Source organism: Flavobacteriales bacterium, assembly GCA_020635795.1.
In the GTDB taxonomy this organism is placed as follows: Bacteria; Bacteroidota; Bacteroidia; order Flavobacteriales_E; family Vicingaceae; genus Vicingus.
Window position 1 is genome coordinate 1 of record JACJZD010000007.1, and the last position, 19,377, is coordinate 19,377.

Below are 19,377 nucleotides of genomic sequence, written 5' to 3' on the forward strand. Positions count from 1 at the left end.
ACGAAAAATAATAATTGAAAAATAAGTGCAGCCGCTAACAATGTATATAGCAAATAGGCGAAATAGTAGTAAATTCAACGGTTGTAGCCCGCTTCAACTTCATCTCGGTTTGATAGGTTTGAAGTCCGCAATCGCCTACTTGCCATATACTCACCGTTACCACACATTTAAAAACAAACGACAATGAAGAAATTAACAGTATTGACAATTTTAAGTCTTTTTGTATTCAACTTTACATTTGGACAAGACAGAGAAAAATATTCTGAACTGATAAAAACTGCTTGGAGCTTATATGAAAGCAAGGACTATTTGAAATCAGGGGAAAAGTATTCAGAAGCTTTTGTTGCTCTAGGTGGAAAAGGAATGGTAAATGACAGATACAATGCTGCTTGCTCTTGGTCCTTGGCAAATAAACCCGATTCTGCTTTTATTCAATTGTTCAAAATTGCAGAAAAAGGTAATTATACTAACTATGGGCACATAACAACAGACGCAGACCTAAATTCACTACACAGTGATGAACGGTGGTCAAAGGTAATTGAAATTGTAAAAGCTAATAAAAAGAAAGCAGAAGCCAACTTAGACAAACCATTAGTTGCAATACTTGATACAATTTATCAAGAAGACCAAAAATACCGACAGCAAATAAAGGGAATAGAGGAAAAATATGGTTGGGAATCTGATGAAATGAAAGCCCATTGGAAAATAATCAATGAGAAAGACTCAATTAACCTAATAAAAGTTAAGAAAATACTTGATGAACGTGGTTGGCTTGGAGCAGACATCATAGGAAACCAAGGAAATTCAACCTTATTCTTGGTAATACAACACTCTGACATTGAAACTCAAGAAAAGTATCTCCCAATGATGAGAGAAGCAGTAAGTAAAGGAAATGCAAGAGCAAGCAGTTTGGCACTTTTAGAAGATAGAGTAGCTTTAAGAAAAGGAGGAAAACAGATTTATGGTAGTCAAGTTGGAAGAGACCAAGAAACGGGAGAATACTATGTTTTACCTCTAGTTGACCCTGATAATGTTGACAAAAGACGAGCAGAAGTTGGACTTGGAACAATCCAAGATTACATTTCAAATTGGGGTATGACGTGGGATGTAGAAGAGTATAAAAAGAAATTGCCAGAAATTGAAGCGAAACAGAAAAAATAAAAAAACGTGTGGTAACATTGGCTATAATTCATTGTTACTTTGTGCTAAAACCAAAGTTTTATACATTTACTCGGCTTGATTTCCTAAGCGGAAAAGTCTAACGACATTTTCCACAACGAAATCATAGCCTAACCGTTACCAGCAAGCGTAGGACGATCGACACGACCACCAACAGACGAGCGCTACTCGGCAGACAATTTCGCTGTAACTTGACACAAACCGACCTGACTTTACCAACACTCAAGCCGACCCAAATGGGTTAAAAAATTTTCCCACCGCACATTTTTAAAAATAATTTTGGCCAACCGCACGTTGGCACATTTGCAAAACCGCACAAGCCGACACACATCCCAAGTTTTGCAAAAGAGCCAATCCCCCCACCCTTATAAGATTTTTATCGCTTTGAATATCAATGATGTAAAATATTCTCTAAAAAAATCTCAGAAATAATTTGTGTAGTTAGGATTCCTTACTATATTTGCGGTGGCAATAATGCCAAACAACAATAAAAACTTAAAAAAATGGCAAAATCAATTTTTTATCACGCAGGATGTCCTGTATGTGTGAGTGCAGAGCACGACATCGTTAACCTAATTGGTGCAACTAATGTAGAAATCGTTCACATTGGCGAAGACCGTAATCGAATTGCGGAAGCGGAAAAAGCAGGTGTTAAATCTGTTCCAGCTTTGTTAACACCAAACGGAAATGTTTTACACATCAATTTTGGTGCGTCTATGGCTGACGTAAAAGGTTAAAAAATTTTTTCTTACAAAGTTAGGAGTCCTTACCTATCTTAGGGCTTCTGACTTTATTTCAAATCTTTAAATTTTAAAAAAAATGAAACAAATATTTCTTCTTCTCGGACTTTCGCTTTTCGCAGTTCAAAGCTATGCTTGCGACAAATGCGGTAACTACAACAATGATGATTTCCAAATCAAAAAAGTAAGCGTAAAACACTCACCTGAAATTGGTGCAACCATTTGGGAAATTACCGTAAAAGGAACGGCAGGAAAAACCACGCCAACACCAGTAGGTCAACTCAATGGAGCACCTGTTTTGGGGTACGTTTTCCCAACTTCCTTGAAGCCAACTGATGTTGGATTTGGCAACACCGAAGGCATTGTAGCTCTAGCCTTAACTTCACATCCTGATTTTGACGACACGCCACTTTGGGATGAAAACAATGATGGCAACTATGGAAATGACGGCATAGTGTGGCATCCACATTGGGTGGTATTAACAGAAGACAAACGTGTGGAAGGTGGTTTAGCAGTAAAGCAATTCGACCCCAAAGACACAACAGTAGTTTTACCTCCTACTAATCCTGGAATGCCAATGTATATGGATTCTCCTGGTTTTCAGGTTATCACAAAAGGAAACACGATTAGAGTTGTTGTTCCCGATTATCGAATGAACAATAAGAAAGATTTCTCCTATGACGGTGTTGCAGCCTATATGCAAGTAAATACAGGCGGTGATGGTGGACACGGTGGCGGAGACAAACCAATGCTTGGCGTTTACAAAGTGTATTCTATAGCAAGCGGTAATTTATCCCTACCATATAAAGTTAAGTAATTTTATTTGCCCTGTAAAGTTAGGATTCCTATCTTTGCAGGGTATTATTTTTCAAGTAAAGCAAAAGAAAATGAGAATTTTAAGTTTATCAATCATATTGCTGTTTGCGTTATCTGCAAACGCACAAAACAATAAAACAAAAACAATGGAAGTAGCAGTTTGGGACACCTATGTAACTAAGAAAGATGGTAGCGTAATGCACTTTGACATTATTGCACCATCATCAGTAAAAGACACTGCCGTTATTTACGAATATGGCAGAGTATATCTGAAAACTAAAGGTCAAGAAGGACAGCCCTTAACATCAAAAGAATGTAGGTTTTGCCACGTTAGAAGTATACAACCACAATGGGAAGCCGACATAAAAAAACAAGGATATTTTATTCTTGAAATGGAAAATTGCGAATAAATGAAACATTCATCTTTTCACTTAACGGAACAAAACCAAAAAATTGAAAGTCGCATTGTTGTTGCTTTGGAACGAATTTCAGAAGCATTCAGAGTATTGTTATGGAATGAAAGTAAAGAAAACTCATTAAGCCCGATACAAATTCAAATTTTGATTTTCATCTATTTTCATTCAACAGAAAAATGCAAGGTGGGTTATTTAGCTGATGAGTTCAATATGACAAAAGCCACAATTAGCGATAGCGTAAAAGTGTTACTTTCAAAAGAATTAGTAACAAAGGAAACTGACCCCATTGACACAAGGAGTTTTTCGCTATCACTTACAAACGAAGGAAAAAAAATAGCAAAAAAGGCATCATTATTTGCTTCATCAATAGAACAACCCATTGAAAAACTAACACAGGAACAAAAAACAATAATGCTTAATGGATTGCTAAAATTGATTTACGACCTAAATAAATCAGGCATCATCACTATTCAAAGAATGTGTTTTACTTGCTCTAACTATCAACTTGAAAAAGGTGTTCACTACTGCAAACTTTTGAAAAGTCAACTTGCTGAAAACGAATTGAGAGTGGATTGCCCTGAACACGAATTGCAGATATGAGCTTCATAATCGAAAACATAGCAAACATTAAGAGTAGAATAAGAGCAGCAGCCGGATTTTCGGGCAGAAACCCCAATGAAATTAAACTTCTATTAGCAACAAAAACAGTTTCGGCTACAAATATTATTACTGCCTTGGAAACCGGTGAAACCCTGATTGGAGAAAATAAGGTGCAGGAACTCAAAGAGAAATTTGAAGCAATAAAAGTTATCCCACACCAAACCCATTTCATAGGACATCTTCAAACCAACAAAGTCAAGGAAGTTATAAAATATGCCGACTGCATACAATCTGTTGACAGGTTGGAATTAGCTGAAAAATTGCAAAAGAGATTAGAATTTGAAGATAGAACCATTGATGTTTTTATCCAAGTTAACACCTCTTATGAAGCAAGTAAGTTTGGTGTTTCACCCGAAAATACTTTGACTTTTGCTCAACAAGTTAAACAACTTGACCGATTAAACATAAAAGGCTTAATGACTATCGGACTTTTTTCTGCGGAAACACAAAAAGTTCGAAAATGCTTTCAATTGCTCAAAAACATTCAACTAAGTATGCTAGATAAAGACTTATCTGTTCACGACTTATCAATGGGAATGAGTAACGACTTAGAAACAGCCATTGAAGAAGGCTCAACGATAATTCGAGTTGGAACTGCAATATTCGGCAAACGACCTTATCCGGACAGCTATTATTGGAATGATAAGATAGAAACCAACCCACAGGTGTAAGCACATTTGCAAACCGCTACAAGCCAACCCGCAGACCAAAGTTTGCAAAAGAGCTTCCACCTTTCCCACCCGAGTAAATTATTTTTTAAAATTTCCTTTCCTTCAAAAATTTTTAAACCCGCCAACCTTCAGCCGACATATAAAAACAAAAACACTCACTGGACAATGACAGCGAAACTCCTATGGGACCTGACTTACACGACAGACAGAACGCCAGCTGGTAACACGGGTTTTGCAAAAGTGGCGGTGCAGTGCTTCGTATGACAGTTTTTCGTAAATTTGAAGTTTGGTGTTTCGAATGAAGTCCGGTGCTAAAAATCGCCACCTTCGCAAAGCCCGAAAACGTTATGAGTAATTATCGAAAATGAAAAACTAACTTATAATATTCATACTAATTATTAGTGGGTACCCGCTTACTATTTCCCTTCTCTCAAAAGCATCCGCTTGTGAGTAACATAAAAATAGATTCCTGCCTACGCAGGAATGACGTATAGAAGGTATGTGCAAGTGTCATTCCTGTGTAGCGTAGCGAAAACAGGAATCTAGCTTGTTAATAATCACTATTCACCAACACCTTCTTGTTCTCCCATTTGCCTTGTAATTCTTCGGTGGATATTATGTTGCCTTCAGCATCTAAAAAATGGTGTTCTTGATCTTGCTTAATTATTTTCGCATAACCACTTTTAACTTTATTAATAATCAATTCTATTAATTTCTCCGTTGTTATAGTTTTGGCAATTTCTATCCCTAACTCATTGTTAAACAAATCCATCTCACTCGATATTTTATCAGGCAAAACACCATCTTCAGTTTTACCTTTTTTAAACTGTTGGTAGTTTCCTTTTTCGTGTGCTTTACCTAATTTTCTGGCTCTTCGCTCCCCTATTTCAAAAGTCAATAACGCCATCCAATAGGCATGTCTAAAAGCATCTACTTGGTCGCCATTGCCTTCACCTTTCAACAATTTTTGTTGTTTTACTTCTGCAGTCGATTTTCTTGCTTCCATCGAAATTTGCAAAGCCTTTTTTGCTACAAACGGATGAAACACAACCCACGATTTTTCAGCACAACTCAATTTCTTGAATTGTTTAAAAGCTGATTCCTGCCCTTTTAAATTGACAAAAAATAGCATTAAAAATAAAACAAGAAAAAATGGTTTATTTGTAAACATACACAATGGTTGCAATCGTTACATTTTAAACGAAAATACCCATATTATTTATTGAAAAATAGAAATTTTTAAGCTATTTTTGTGACTTTCGTAAAAACGACATTTTTAAACTATAGAAAATTTATGGCTCAAGTAGAATTAGTTATGCCTAAAATGGGCGAGAGCGTTGCTGAAGCAACCATTACAAGTTGGTTAAAAGAAGTTGGCGATACTATTGAAGCTGATGAAGCGGTAGTAGAAATTGCTACTGATAAGGTAGATTCAGAAGTTCCTTCAACTGCTCAAGGTATATTAATTAAAAAATTATTTAACGAGGGAGATGTTGTGCAAGTTGGTCAAGCCATTGCCATAATAGGGGCTGAAGGTGATGCTGTAGAAAGTACTCCAAAACAAACCGAAACTCCTGCTCCAGCAGCAGCTAGTACCGCTCCTGTTGCAGCTACAACAGCAAATACGGTAATTGCAAGCCATTCATCTGACGAAAAACTAGGAAAAACTTCTCCTTCAGGTAAATTTTTATCTCCTTTGGTTAGAAGTATTGCTGAAAAAGAAGGCATTTCTTCATCAGAACTAGATGCTATAAATGGCACAGGTAACGATGGAAGAGTTACAAAATCAGACATATTAAACTATTTACCTAATAGAGGAAATCAAACTTCAACTCCAGCCCCAGCTGTAAAAGAAGTTGTGGTAGAAACGCCTAAAGCAATGGAAGAGAAATCGGTTACTGCTCATGTTAAAAAACAAGCAGTTCCATTAATGCCAGGCGATGAAATCATGGAAATGGACAGAATGAGAAAAATCATTGCTGAACACATGGTAATGTCGAAACACACCTCACCACATGTTACTTCTTATGTTGAAGCAGATGTTACCAATATTGTAAATTGGAGAAATAAAGTAAAGGATTCGTTCAAGAAAAGAGAAAATGAGAACATTACCTTCACACCTATTTTTATTGAAGCTTTAGTTAAAGCCATTAAAGATTTTCCAATGATTAATGTATCGGTTGATGGTGATAAAATCATCAAAAGAAAAAGCATTAACATGGGTATGGCTACTGCTCTTCCTTCAGGTAATTTAATTGTCCCTGTAATTAAAAATGCTGACCAATTAAATCTTGTTGGAATTACTAAAGCAGTTAATGATTTAGCTAACCGTGCAAGAAACAATAAACTTTCTCCTGATGATATTTCTGGAGGAACATACACCATTACTAATGTTGGTTCTTTTGGAAATGTGATGGGGACACCTATTATTAATCAACCACAAGTTGCAATTATGGCTGTTGGTGCAATTAGAAAAATGCCTGCAGTAATTGAAACTCCTGATGGAGATGCCATTGCAATACGACACAAAATGTTCTTATCACATGCTTACGATCACCGTGTTGTAGACGGTGCTTTAGGCGGAATGTTTGTTCGTAGAGTTGCTGATTATCTTGAAAATTTCGATGTTAATCGAGAGTTTTAACTATTTAGTAGAAAGATAATTACAACTTATATTTGCTAAGTGACCTAAATAAAATATATTTGTAAAGTACATTTAAAAAAAATTGATGAAAAAATTTGCCCTTTTAATTACACTAAGCTTCGTATACTTTTTTTCTATTGCTCAAGATTCTTTTAATCAAAAATTTCTTGAAGCAAATACCTTAATGGAAGAATCCATGTTTAATGTTGCACTTCCTATATGGTTAGACCTTCTTTCTCAAAAACCTGACAATTCAAACATCAATTATAAAATTGGGGTTTGTTACATCCATTCAGGTAATGAAAAGAAAAAAGCGTTGCCTTTTCTAAAAAAAGCCATTGAAAAAACCACATCTAACTACGACCCGTTTTCATCTGCTGAAGATAAAGCACCAGTTGAAACAAATTTTTATTTAGCTAGAGCCTACCATTTAAATTACGAATTGGATTTGGCTATGACACATTACAATTCATTAAAAGAAAAAATAGGTAAAAAGCATTACTTATTTAATGAGTTAGAACATTACACTAAACAATGTGTTCATGCCAAAGAAGCAATGGCTAAGCCAGTAAATATTGAAATACAGAACTTAGGTAAAAGCATCAATACCATTTATCCTGAATACAGCCCAGTACTTTCTTTAGATGAATCTACCATATATTTTACCTCTCGTAGATTAAGACCTGATAGCTCAAACTATTTTATCAAAGATGTTTCCGACGGTCTGTATTATGAAGATATATATGTTTCGAATAATTACGATGGTGCGTGGACTGAACCAGAATTAATAAATATTAATACAGAAGGGCATGAGGCGACAATTAATATTTCAATAGACGGACAAACATTATTTATTTACAAAGATGATAATGGAAATGGAAATTTATATTTCAGTAATTTAAATGAAAATGAATGGTCAACTCCTAAACTATTAGGTTCTGATATTAATTCAGATGCACAAGAGTCTCACGTTGCTGTTACTCCTGATGGAAACACCTTGTATTTTGTTAGTGATAGAAAAGGCGGCTTAGGTGGTCAAGATATTTATTTCTGCAATAAACTTCCAACTGGAGAATGGGCTAAAGCTCAAAACATTGGTTCAGTAATAAATACGCCTTACAATGAAGATGGAGTATTTATTCATCCTGATGGTAAAACCCTATATTTTAGTTCTCATGGACATTCAAGTATTGGTGGTTACGATATTTTTTATTCTACTAAAGATAAAGAAGGCAATTGGTCAACCCCAGTTAACTTAGGTTACCCTGTTAATTCAACTGATGATGATGTGTTTTTTGTAACTTCGGCAGATGGAAAAAGAGGATACTATTCATCTTTCCAAGAAAAAGGATTTGGCGAAAAAGATATTTACATGATTTCGTTAACAGATGCTGATGCAAAACCTCTTACACTTTTAACTGGTATTTTAAAAGTTATTGGTGAACCTGAAACCCCTGCCGACGCTCAAATTGTTATTACTGATAATGCTACTGGTAATTTAATTGGTATATTCAAGCCACGTAAAAAAGATGGTAAATTCAGTATTATTTTAGAGCCTAACATCGATTATCATATCGTTTACTCAGCCTTAACATTTAAACAAGAAGAAGATTTGTATGTTCCAGAAGTCTCTAGTTTCAAAGAAATTAATCGTGGAATTGATTTACAAGACATCATATTTGGTGAAAAACAAAATGTAATTGACTATTTAAAAGGATTCTTAGAATACAAAAATTTGCTTTCAGCAGGAACAAAAATTAGTTTGTTAGATGAGAACGACAAGTTACTTGAATCTACCACTACTGATAAAAATGGTTTCTTTAAATTCAATAAACTGAATCCTAACGATTATTATTTAGTAAGGTTGGACGATGTTGATAAGAATTTTATTGACGATGCTAAAGTTTATATTGTTAATGAAAAAGGTGAAAAAGTGATGTTGGCTATTAAAAAATCTAAAAATAGAAGATTATTTAGGGCGCTACCAACTGATGAACTTAATAAATTAGCATTACTAAACGAAAAAGATAATAAAGATGTCAACGCTAATAACAATAATACAAATACAGTTGACATCAAGAACGTATTAGCTTCTTATCAAGAATTTTTCAATTACAATGTAAAAGAACTTAACGCTTCTAACGCAAAGTATATTGAGTTAATATCTAAAGTTGTTGAAAATGTTAATAGCGATAAGAAAGTTACAATTGAGATAGAAGCAAGTGCATCTAAAGTTCCAACTAAAACATTTAAATCGAACGATGCTTTAGCTAAAAACAGAGGAGAAGAAGCGAAAGAAGCTATAATCAATGCCTTAAAAGCAAAAGGTATTAATATGGATAAAGTAGTTTTCAAAAAAATAAAATCTCTTGTTCAAGGACCTTCTTATAAAGGTGATTTCGAAAATAAAGATGTTTATGAGAAGTATCAATATGTAATCATCACTGTTAAATAATAATTACGATTAATATGCTCCTAAATTTCAGAAATAGTTTTACAAAAAGTCTTTTAATTAAGACTTTTTGTGTTTTAGTTGGCTTCCTTTCTTTACTAAATGTAAATGGACAAGAAATCAATAAAAAAAAGACACTTCGTCAAGCAAGAAAGGCTTTATATAAAGAACAATATATTAATGCTCAAAACGAATACATGAAACTGGTAAATGCCGAACCAACAAACGACATTTACAATTTTGAAGCTGGTTTAAGCTATTATTTATCTACTCATCAACAAACCAAGAGTATCCCTTTATTTGAAGCTGCTCTTCAAAATTCAAAAGAAGATACTATAGTAGAACTCTATTACTTTTTAGGTAAATCTTATCAATTAAACAGTGAATTTGAAAAAGCAAACGCATCATTTGAAAAATTTGATCGTTTCATTGATCATCCTACAAAGTCTGGGAAGATGTTAAAAAATGATGTTAACCGTGAAATAGAAAACAACAAAAACGGCATCAACTATCTAACAAATAAAAATGACAAAGTATTTATTGAGAACATTGGCGAAAAAGTAAACTCTATAGATAGAGAATATGCACCTGTAATCAATAAAAATGGAGATATTTTATTATTTACTTCTAGAAGAAACTATAAAGGAAATAAAAAAGATAAGGGAGATTTACTTCCTTATGAAGATATTTACGCCGCTAAAAAAACAGAAGCTGGCTGGAATTTATTAACTGATAAAGCTGAATTAAAGAAATATTTACCTGACAACGTAAACACTAAAAAACATGATGCAAGTATTACTTATTCAACCGATGGTAATACCATATTTACTTATAAAAAAGATGCTATCTGGCAATCTAATTTTAAAGACGGAAGCTGGTCAACACTGAAAAAACTTGACGACAAAATTAACGCTAGTAAATTTAATGTACCAAGTGTTACTATTTCTGCTGATGGAACAACCATGTTTTTTGTTTCTACAAAAAAGGATGGTATTGGAGGAAAAGATATTTATAAATCCGTTAAAAAATCAAACGGCGAATGGGAATTACCTGTCTTATTAAGCAATAACATTAATACCGTTGATGATGAAGATGCTCCTTATTTAACCGAAGATGGAAAAACATTATATTTCTCATCAACTGGTCATGCAACAATGGGTGGTTACGATATTTATAAATCAGAACTTGTTAACGGCGAATGGAGTTTGGCTGAAAATTTAGGTTTCCCTTATAATTCACCTGCTGACGACATCTATTTTATTGTCGATAAATCAAATGAGAACGGCTTTTTCTCATCTTCAAGAGTTGAAGGAAATGGAACTTTTGATATTTATAGCTTCTCTGCAACTTGTAAAAACCTTGAGAATACTGAAATTAGAGGTATAGTTTACAACAACGAACTTAAACAACCTATAAAAAGCACTTTAACTCTTACCAATTTAAGTACAAACAAAGAAGAAACTAGTGCAACTTCATTGAGTACAAATGGTAAATTTTTATTGGTTGCTAAACCAGAAAGTCAATATAATTTATCAATAGTTGCAGAAGGATTTAATCCTCAAACAATAAAAATTAGCACACCTAAACAATGTGATTATTTTCAGTTATTTAGTGAGATTAGTCTAGAAAAAGCAAAAGTAAATGGAGAAGATGTTCAAATAGCTACTTTACGTAACTCTTTCTTTAATAGTGAAGAAGCAAAAAACAACCCAGCATTTACTGGAATTGACACTGCCTCTATTTCAAAAGAAGTTCCATTAGTTAAAGTTGAAACTGATAACAATTATACCACTGACAAGGAATTGATTGCTCTATCTAGGAAACTAGACCCTAAAACTACTGCTGAATTTACTATGATTTCTGACACTATAAAAGTGGATAGACTAGTTGTTACAAATACAACCAACACTCCTGCATTTGGTCCTATTTATTTCGATTTTGATAAACACAATTTATCAAACGACGCAAAAAAAGAATTGGATAAAATTATAAACTTCCTTAAAACAGAAGAAGGAAAAGAAATGGTATTGAACATTAAAGGTCATACCGATGGAAAGAGAGACATGGAACTAAACCAAAAGATTTTTGCAAAACGTAAAATAACTTTTACCAAAGAAGCATCAGAACAACGTAGTAAAAATTACAATATTGAACTCTCGAAACAAAGAGCAGAAACAACCGTTAAATACTTAAAACAAAAAGGGATTAAAGCCATTCAAATTACAACTGAAGCTGTTGGCGAAGAAGAACCTTCTAAACCAAATTTAAATTCAGATGGAAGTAACAATCTAGAAAACCAAAAACTAAACCGACGAGTTACCTTTAAATTGAATAAACAAAGTGTTCTGTAACTTTATTAATGGTTAACTTTATTGTTTGGTATTGATTTTGTTATTGTATGAATAAACATTGATTTTGAAAAGAATTAAGAAACATATCCTATTAACATTAGCTGTTTTACTAACGTTAACAAGTTTTGCCCAAAAAGCTGACCCCGCTGATGCTGAAGAACACTTTAAGTTTCATAATTATATCGATGCATTAATCGTTTATAAAAAACTTATTGAAAAAGATCCTAAAAATGCTGATTATCCTTACAAAGCAGGTTACTGTATTTTACATACTGATAGAGATAAAAGTGAAGCCATAAAGTTTCTTGAAACTGCATCAGAAAGAAAATCAGACCCTGATGTAGATTTTTATTTGGCTAAAGCCTACCATTACAACATGAAACTTGACGAAGCTTTAGATGCTTTTGAGAAATACCAAAAATCTGGGGCAGGAACAAAACAAACTGAAGTTGCTAGAGAAATTGAAATGGTTAAAAATGCCATGTTATTGGTAAAATCACCTATTGATGTATCTTTCGAGAATGCTGGAGACAAAATCAATACTGAATATCCTGATTATTACCCTCTAGTTACCCCTGATGAATCTTACTTATTTTTTACTTCAAGAAGAAAAGGTGTTATGGGTGGTGCTCGTGAATTTGATGGTTATTATTCATCTGATGTATTTTACACTAAAGTTGAAAATGGTGAATTTATTCCTGCAAAAGGAGCTGGTGCAATGGTTAATTCAATTTATGACGAACAAGCCGTAGGTTTATCATACAACGCAGACAAACTATTTGTCTATATGGATAACATCAAAGAATTTGGGGACATCTACGAGTCTAAAATGTCGTCGGGGAAGTTTAAGAAAATAGAAAAACTTGGTGAGGCCATCAATTCAAAAGGATTTGAAAGTTCTGCAACCATTTCTGCAGATGAAAACATTTTATTTTTTGCAAGTAGACGAGATGATGGTTTAGGCGAAAAAGACATTTATATGACAAGAAAACTTCCAACAGGTGATTGGGCTGAACCTCAAAACTTAGGAAGTACCATTAACACTCCTTACGATGAAGATTTCCCGAACTTATTTTATGATGGAAAAACACTCTATTTCTCTTCAAAAGGACATAACAGTATGGGTGGATACGATTATTTTAAATCAACTTGGGATGAAGCAACAAATACTTGGTCAAAGCCACAAAATTTAGGATACCCATTAAATACCCCTGAAGATAATTTATGTATATCGTTTATCGAAGATCAAAGTCATGCCTATATTTCAACTTGGAGAAAAGATAGCAAAGGCGAGAAAGACATTTACAAAGTAACTTTTAATGAAATAGATTCTCGTCAAACCATTATCAAATCAAAAGTGATTGCACAAGGGTCAACCGAAGCTATAAAAGATGCACTAATAAATGTTGTAGATGTTAGAACACAAGAAGAAATAGGCAACTACACTCCAAACCCAAAAAGTGGAGCATTTACCATTATATTAAAACCTGGAACCTATCAGGTTTTAATTGATGCCCCTGGTTATGCTCCAAAAACAGAAAATGTAACAATACTAGGCAAAAGTGATTTCATCGCTTTTAAAGAACAAGAATTTGTTGTTACACCTTAATTTCTTTAAAAAACATACACAAAATAATGAAGCTAAAATTAGCCAAACCCATTGCATTTTTTGACTTAGAGACAACTGGTGTTGATGTAGCAACCGATAGAATTGTAGAAATTTCGATAGTTAAATTAATGCCAAATGGCGATAAAGAAATTAAGACTAAACTCATAAATCCAACCATTCCTATACCTCTTGAGTCTTCGGCTGTACATGGAATTACAGATGCAGATGTTGCTAACAAACAAACATTTAAAGAAGTTGCGAAAGAATTAGCAAAATTTATTGAAGGTTGTGATTTAGCTGGTTTTAATTCAAACAAGTTTGATGTTCCGCTTTTAGCTGAAGAATTTCTCAGGGCCGATGTTGATTTTGATATCTCAAAACGTAGTTTAGTAGATGTTCAAAACATCTTTCATAAAATGGAACAACGAACGCTCTCTGCTGCATACCAGTTTTATTGTTCAAAAAATTTAGACAATGCTCATAGTGCCGAAGCAGATACCATGGCTACTTACGAAATTTTAGAAGCTCAGATTGAAAAATACGATGAATTAAAAAATGATGTGAAGTTTTTAGCCGAATTCTCGCAACGAACTAACAATGCCGATTTAATTGGTAGAATTATATTTGATGAAAATGGTAAAGAAGTTTTTAATTTTGGGAAACATAAAGGTAAATTAGTTGAACACATTTTAGAAGTTGAACCTGGTTATTACAGTTGGATGATGAATGGTGACTTCCCATTATACACAAAAAAAGTATTGACAAACATTAGATTAAGAGCTTTAAAAAAGTAATATGAAAATCATTTGTATTGGTCGTAATTACATTGACCACGCTAAGGAACTCAATAATCCTATACCCAAAGAACCTGTATTCTTTTTAAAACCCGATACAGCCTTGATTCAACCTAGAACCCCCTTTATTTATCCAAGCTTTACTAACGACTTACACCATGAAGTTGAACTTGTAGTAAGAATTAATAAAATTGGAAAACACATTGAAGAACGATTTGCCCACAAATACTATAATGAAATCTCTGTAGGTGTTGATTTTACAGCTCGAGATGTTCAACAACAATGTAAAGAAAAAGGATTGCCTTGGGAAAAAGCAAAAGCTTTTGATGGCTCTGCTCCTACTGGGAAATTTGTTGACATTTCAGCATTTGATGACATTAATAACTTAAACTTTAGTATTCAAATAAATGGTGAAACAAAGCAAATTGGGAATACTAAGGATATGATTTTCAACATCAACCAAATTATATCTTATGTATCTCAATTTTTTACCTTAAAAATCGGAGACTACATTTTTACTGGTACACCTGCTGGTGTTGGTCCTGTAAAAATTGATGATAGGATTGATTGTTTTATTGAAGATAAAAAATTGCTTTCTTTTAATATCAAATAACTTTATCCTTTTAATCTTTTAATACTTCTCTCAATATAGGCTTGTGAAGTAAGTAATGCGTCTTGTATTCGTTTAGCATATCTTATGCTATCCAAAACCTCCTTGTGCTTTTCTTCAATGATGTGTTTCTGTTTTTCAACAATAACATTTTGGTTTTCAATTACAAGTTTCTGCCGGTTAGTTACTTTAAATCGATTATACATAAATCCTGCAAAAATGAGTACTAAAATCAAGCCTCCATACAATGCTATTCGTTTTGTTTTTTCTTGTTTAAGTTGAGTTTTTTGAACAAGAATTTGAGCTTGAATTATTTTCTTTTCTTCTGCATTTTTAATACTATCTGCAACCGCTTGTTTTTCATAACTATATTGTAATTGGCTTCGTATTGCCTCTTTTTTGTTATTATCATTAATCATGCTATCATGCATTAATGACCTAAGCTCGTACATTTCTAGAGCTTGTTTATAATTTCCCTTATCCTTATTTACAGTATATAATAGTGCAGCGGCATCCCTTATTGCCTCAATATAACCTCCCTCTTTTGCATATTTCATTGCCAACAACCCAAAATATTCAGCATCCTTATACTTTTTTTGTTTGATGTTTAGGTTTCCTAAATTTATCCCTGATATCGCAATTAAGTTTATATTATTTAGCTGAATATTTAAATGCATACTCTTTTTAAAATAGCTCTCAGCAAGATGCAGCTCATTGTCATTAAAATAAATTAATCCCAAGTTGTTGTAACAATTTGCCACACCATTATGTTCACCAATAGAATCTAACGTAGATATTGCTTTTAAATAAAACTCTATTGCTTGTTTTTTTAAATTTTTTAGCCTGTATATATCTGCTAAATTAATAAAGGTATAACCCAAGCCATGTATGTCATTAATCTCAATCTTTAAATCCATCGATTCTAACAACAGCTTTTCTGCTTGGTCTAAATCATTATTTCGACTGTATATTAAACTTAAATTATTCAACACCAAGGCAATTCCCTTTTTGTTTTTTAACTCTTGATTTAGTTTGAGTGCTTTTTGATAATATTCAACTGCTTTAGGAATATTACCTTGATAACGAAATATATACCCCATATTGTTATAAGTATCGGCCAATCCTACCCTATCTTTAATTTCGTTAAACACAAATAAACATTTGTTGTAATAAAATAATGCACTATCCGTTTTTCCTTGTATATCTAAATAGTATGCTATATTATTTAAACATGCTCCAAGTAGTTTTTTATAATAAAATACTTCTTCTTTTTTGAAATCTTTTTTTGTGTTTAGTTTGTTTGAAACTTGTAAATAAATTTCATCATTATATTTTGGCCACACATTATCGTCCCAACAATCTTCAACTATAGCTGCTAATGCAGATAGTTTTACAGTGTCGACATTGGCTTTATGGTAAATTTTAAGGCAAGAATCAATAAGTAACTTATCGTTTTCACTTAACTCTTTAAGATTTAATGCTTCAACCAAATAGAAGGATTTATCTGCATAGGTCTGTGCTTTCAACTCAAAAAAATTAAAAACAACTAAAAATATTATAATACTATTTATCCTAAACATTGAAACCTATTTAACACAAAGCTAATTTAAAGATATTTATTACATTTTCAACTTCAAATATCAATTAACAAAATCCAAAAAACTGCTATTTTGTCATTAAAAACCTCAATAAACTGCCATAAATTCACATAAATTCAACAAAATAGCAATTGGTTAATTTTTTGACAAGCGTTAATCAAAACTTACACTTTATGAATTTCGATAAATTTACCATCAAATCGCAAGAAGCCATTCAACAAGCTCAGCAAATTGCAATGTCTTCGTCAAATCAAAGCATTGAAACTGGGCATATTTTAAAAGGTATGCTTGAAGTTGATGAAAATGTTACTCCATTTATTTTGAAAAAACTTGGCGTTAATGTTCCTATTTTTAAACAAGCTTTAGACAAAATAGTTGAATCGTACCCAAAAGTAACTGGTGGAAATCAATACTTATCAAACCAAGCAAATAGTGCTTTAAATAAAGCCACCTCATATTTAAAAGAGTTTGGCGACGAATATGTTTCTATTGAGCATCTTTTACTTGGTTTATTGAGTGGTTCTGATACTATTGCTCAATTATTAAAAGACAATGGCGTAAAAGAAAAAGAACTAAAAGCAGCTATTCAAGAACTCCGAAAAGGCGAAAAAGTAACCTCTCAAAGTCAAGAAGAACAATACAACGCTTTAAAAAAATACGCTAAAAATCTTAACGAATTAGCTAAAGAAAATAAATTAGACCCTGTTATTGGTCGTGATGAAGAAATACGAAGAGTTTTACAAATTTTGTCTCGACGAACAAAAAACAACCCTATTTTAATTGGTGAACCAGGTGTTGGTAAAACAGCCATAGCAGAAGGTTTAGCTCACCGTATAATCTTAGGCGATGTACCTGAAAATTTAAAAGACAAACAAATCTTCTCGTTAGACATGGGCGCACTGATTGCAGGAGCAAAATACAAAGGGGAGTTCGAAGAACGTTTGAAAGCAGTTGTTAAAGAAGTAATTAGTGCAGAAGGCGATATCGTTCTTTTTATTGATGAAATACATACTCTTGTTGGTGCTGGAGGAGGAGAAGGTGCTATGGATGCAGCCAACATTTTAAAACCTGCCCTAGCACGTGGTGAATTAAAAGCCATTGGTGCTACTACCTTAAACGAATATCAGAAATACTTTGAGAAGGATAAAGCATTGGAACGTCGTTTTCAGAAAGTAATGATAGATGAGCCCTCTACCGAAGATGCTATTTCGATATTAAGGGGTATTAAAGAAAAATATGAATCACACCATAAGGTTCAAATAAAAGATTCGGCTATAATTAGTGCTGTAGAATTATCTCAACGATACATTACCGACCGCTTTTTACCTGACAAAGCTATTGACTTGATTGATGAAGCTGCTTCAAAACTTCGTATGGAAATTAACTCTAAGCCAGAAGCATTAGATGAAATTGAGCGTAAAATAATGCAACTCGAAATTGAACGCGAAGCCATTAAAAGGGAAAAAGACGAAAAAAAACTCAATATTATTAAAGAAGAGTTAGCCAATTTAAACGAAGAAAAAGCAAGCTTAACAGCCAAATGGCAAGCAGAAAAAAATGTGGTAGATGGCATTCAGAAAACCAAAGATGAAATTGAACAACTAAAATACGAAGCCGACCAAGCTGAACGAAATAGCGATTTTGGAAAAGTTGCTGAGATTCGATACGGGAAGATTAAGGAAGCTGAAGACAAGTTAAATCAGTTCAAGAACCAATTAACTGAACTACAGGAAAATTCAAAAATGATTAAAGAAGAAGTTACACCTGAAGAAATAGCCGAAGTAATTTCGAAATGGACGGGAATTCCTGTAACCAAAATGTTGGAAAGCGAACGAATGAAACTATTGAAATTGGAAGATGAACTACACAAAAGAGTTGTAGGACAGGAAGAAGCGATAATGGCTGTTTCGGATGCAGTGAGAAGAAGTCGTGCAGGATTACAAGACGAAAAACGACCAATTGGTTCATTCATCTTTTTAGGAACAACAGGCGTAGGTAAAACTGAATTAGCAAAAGCATTGAGCGAATACTTGTTTAATGATGAAAATTCAATGACCCGAATTGATATGAGTGAATACCAAGAAAAACACGCTGTATCTCGTTTAATTGGTGCTCCTCCAGGATATGTTGGTTACGATGAAGGCGGTCAATTAACCGAAGCTGTTCGAAGAAAGCCTTATTCTGTGGTGCTTTTAGATGAAATTGAAAAAGCTCACCCTGATGTGTTTAATATCTTGCTACAAGTGTTAGATGATGGTAGATTAACCGATAATAAAGGACGGGTGGTAAACTTTAAAAACACCATTATCATCATGACTTCTAACATTGGTTCTCACATTATACAAGAAAATTTTGAAAACTTAGGGGATGTTGATAGAGACAATGTAATTGAAAAAACAAAGGTCGAATTGTTTGGTTTACTTAAACAAACCATCAGACCAGAGTTTTTAAACAGAATAGATGAAACCATAATGTTTACTCCGTTAACCAAAAACGATGTGTTACAAATTGTAAAACTTCAGTTAAAAGGCTTATCGAATTTGTTACTAAAAAATAATATCACATTAAGTTATACTGATGAAGCGGTACAACATATTGCAGAATTAGGTTACGACCCTCAATTTGGAGCTCGCCCTGTAAAACGAATTATACAACGAAATGTGTTAAACGAACTATCTAAACAAGTTTTATCGGGTACAGTACAACCAGATTCAGCAATAATACTCGACCAATTTGATGGGCAGTTTGTTTTTAGAAATGAAAATGATAAAATAAAAAGCTAATACCTTGTCAAAAGACAAGGTAAGCGATGAGTAAAATCATGCTTTTTTTAAACC

General features: G+C 33.3%; 15 protein-coding genes. 13 read left to right on the forward strand and 2 right to left on the reverse strand.

What is annotated here, in order from left to right:
- Positions 1–183 precede the first annotated feature (183 nt).
- From H6589_12300 to H6589_12325, 6 genes are all read left to right on the forward strand, one after another.
- A complete protein-coding gene (locus H6589_12300; GenBank protein ID MCB9175383.1) occupies positions 184–1,161 on the forward strand; it encodes a hypothetical protein in 978 nt (325 codons plus the stop codon).
- 521 nt (positions 1,162–1,682) lie between these two features.
- Positions 1,683–1,916, forward strand: coding sequence for a thioredoxin family protein (locus H6589_12305; GenBank protein ID MCB9175384.1), 234 nt, complete (start codon positions 1,683–1,685; stop codon positions 1,914–1,916).
- Positions 1,917–1,998: 82 nt separating this feature from the next.
- Positions 1,999–2,736 carry a hypothetical protein gene (locus H6589_12310; protein ID MCB9175385.1) on the forward strand — a complete coding sequence of 246 codons (738 nt, stop codon included), beginning with the start codon at positions 1,999–2,001 and terminating at the stop codon, positions 2,734–2,736.
- A gap of 145 nt (positions 2,737–2,881) precedes the next feature.
- Positions 2,882–3,145, forward strand: coding sequence for a DUF2024 family protein (locus H6589_12315; GenBank protein ID MCB9175386.1), 264 nt, complete (start codon positions 2,882–2,884; stop codon positions 3,143–3,145).
- A complete protein-coding gene (locus H6589_12320) occupies positions 3,146–3,751 on the forward strand; it encodes a winged helix-turn-helix transcriptional regulator (GenBank protein ID MCB9175387.1) in 606 nt (201 codons plus the stop codon).
- Positions 3,748–4,482, forward strand: a complete 735-nt coding sequence (locus H6589_12325) for a YggS family pyridoxal phosphate-dependent enzyme (GenBank protein MCB9175388.1) — start codon at positions 3,748–3,750, stop codon at positions 4,480–4,482. The genes H6589_12320 and H6589_12325 overlap by 4 nt, the downstream gene beginning before the upstream one ends.
- A gap of 550 nt (positions 4,483–5,032) precedes the next feature.
- Here the strand turns inward: H6589_12325 and H6589_12330 are convergent.
- Positions 5,033–5,653, reverse strand: coding sequence for a hypothetical protein (locus tag H6589_12330; GenBank protein ID MCB9175389.1), 621 nt, complete (start codon positions 5,651–5,653; stop codon positions 5,033–5,035).
- A 123-nt stretch (positions 5,654–5,776) separates the two neighbouring features.
- Between H6589_12330 and H6589_12335 the strand changes: the two genes are divergently transcribed.
- The 6 genes from H6589_12335 (at position 5,777) to H6589_12360 (ending at position 14,945) form a co-directional block, all read left to right on the forward strand.
- Positions 5,777–7,126 carry a 2-oxo acid dehydrogenase subunit E2 gene (locus H6589_12335; GenBank protein MCB9175390.1) on the forward strand — a complete coding sequence of 450 codons (1,350 nt, stop codon included), beginning with the start codon at positions 5,777–5,779 and terminating at the stop codon, positions 7,124–7,126.
- A gap of 85 nt (positions 7,127–7,211) precedes the next feature.
- A complete protein-coding gene (locus H6589_12340; protein MCB9175391.1) occupies positions 7,212–9,581 on the forward strand; it encodes a PD40 domain-containing protein in 2,370 nt (789 codons plus the stop codon).
- Positions 9,582–9,595: 14 nt separating this feature from the next.
- Positions 9,596–11,929: a PD40 domain-containing protein gene (locus tag H6589_12345; GenBank protein MCB9175392.1), complete on the forward strand. Its 2,334-nt coding sequence runs from the start codon at positions 9,596–9,598 to the stop codon at positions 11,927–11,929.
- 64 nt (positions 11,930–11,993) lie between these two features.
- On the forward strand, positions 11,994–13,538 hold the full coding sequence (locus H6589_12350; GenBank protein ID MCB9175393.1) for a PD40 domain-containing protein: 1,545 nt from the start codon (positions 11,994–11,996) through the stop codon (positions 13,536–13,538).
- Positions 13,539–13,564: 26 nt separating this feature from the next.
- Entirely contained in the window at positions 13,565–14,332 is a 768-nt protein-coding gene (locus H6589_12355) for a 3'-5' exonuclease (GenBank protein ID MCB9175394.1), read from the forward strand.
- 1 nt (position 14,333) lies between these two features.
- On the forward strand, positions 14,334–14,945 hold the full coding sequence (locus H6589_12360) for a fumarylacetoacetate hydrolase family protein (GenBank protein MCB9175395.1): 612 nt from the start codon (positions 14,334–14,336) through the stop codon (positions 14,943–14,945).
- 2 nt (positions 14,946–14,947) lie between these two features.
- On the opposite strand, the gene H6589_12365 is transcribed toward H6589_12360, so the two are convergent.
- Positions 14,948–16,522 (reverse strand): tetratricopeptide repeat protein, encoded by a 1,575-nt coding sequence (locus tag H6589_12365; protein ID MCB9175396.1) that lies wholly within the window; start codon positions 16,520–16,522, stop codon positions 14,948–14,950.
- A 191-nt stretch (positions 16,523–16,713) separates the two neighbouring features.
- Here H6589_12365 and clpB point away from each other — a divergent pair, with 191 nt between their 5' ends.
- Positions 16,714–19,323 carry an ATP-dependent chaperone ClpB gene (gene clpB / locus H6589_12370; protein MCB9175397.1) on the forward strand — a complete coding sequence of 870 codons (2,610 nt, stop codon included), beginning with the start codon at positions 16,714–16,716 and terminating at the stop codon, positions 19,321–19,323.
- The last annotated feature ends 54 nt before the right edge of the window (positions 19,324–19,377 follow it).

Excerpts from the sequence above, each read along its gene's own strand:
- H6589_12355 (MCB9175394.1), top strand. The coding sequence starts at position 13,565 with ATGAAGCTAAAATTAGCCAAACCCATTGCATTTTTTGACTTAGAGACA.
- H6589_12345 (MCB9175392.1), top strand. The coding sequence starts at position 9,596 with ATGCTCCTAAATTTCAGAAATAGTTTTACAAAAAGTCTTTTAATTAAG.
- H6589_12325 (MCB9175388.1), top strand. The coding sequence starts at position 3,748 with ATGAGCTTCATAATCGAAAACATAGCAAACATTAAGAGTAGAATAAGA.
- H6589_12320 (MCB9175387.1), top strand. The coding sequence starts at position 3,146 with ATGAAACATTCATCTTTTCACTTAACGGAACAAAACCAAAAAATTGAA.
- H6589_12315 (MCB9175386.1), top strand. The coding sequence starts at position 2,882 with ATGGAAGTAGCAGTTTGGGACACCTATGTAACTAAGAAAGATGGTAGC.
- H6589_12300 (MCB9175383.1), top strand. The coding sequence starts at position 184 with ATGAAGAAATTAACAGTATTGACAATTTTAAGTCTTTTTGTATTCAAC.
- H6589_12310 (MCB9175385.1), top strand. The coding sequence starts at position 1,999 with ATGAAACAAATATTTCTTCTTCTCGGACTTTCGCTTTTCGCAGTTCAA.
- H6589_12365 (MCB9175396.1), bottom strand. The coding sequence starts at position 16,522 with ATGTTTAGGATAAATAGTATTATAATATTTTTAGTTGTTTTTAATTTT.
- H6589_12330 (MCB9175389.1), bottom strand. The coding sequence starts at position 5,653 with ATGTTTACAAATAAACCATTTTTTCTTGTTTTATTTTTAATGCTATTT.
- H6589_12360 (MCB9175395.1), top strand. The coding sequence starts at position 14,334 with ATGAAAATCATTTGTATTGGTCGTAATTACATTGACCACGCTAAGGAA.
- clpB (MCB9175397.1), top strand. The coding sequence starts at position 16,714 with ATGAATTTCGATAAATTTACCATCAAATCGCAAGAAGCCATTCAACAA.
- H6589_12340 (MCB9175391.1), top strand. The coding sequence starts at position 7,212 with ATGAAAAAATTTGCCCTTTTAATTACACTAAGCTTCGTATACTTTTTT.
- H6589_12335 (MCB9175390.1), top strand. The coding sequence starts at position 5,777 with ATGGCTCAAGTAGAATTAGTTATGCCTAAAATGGGCGAGAGCGTTGCT.
- H6589_12305 (MCB9175384.1), top strand. The coding sequence starts at position 1,683 with ATGGCAAAATCAATTTTTTATCACGCAGGATGTCCTGTATGTGTGAGT.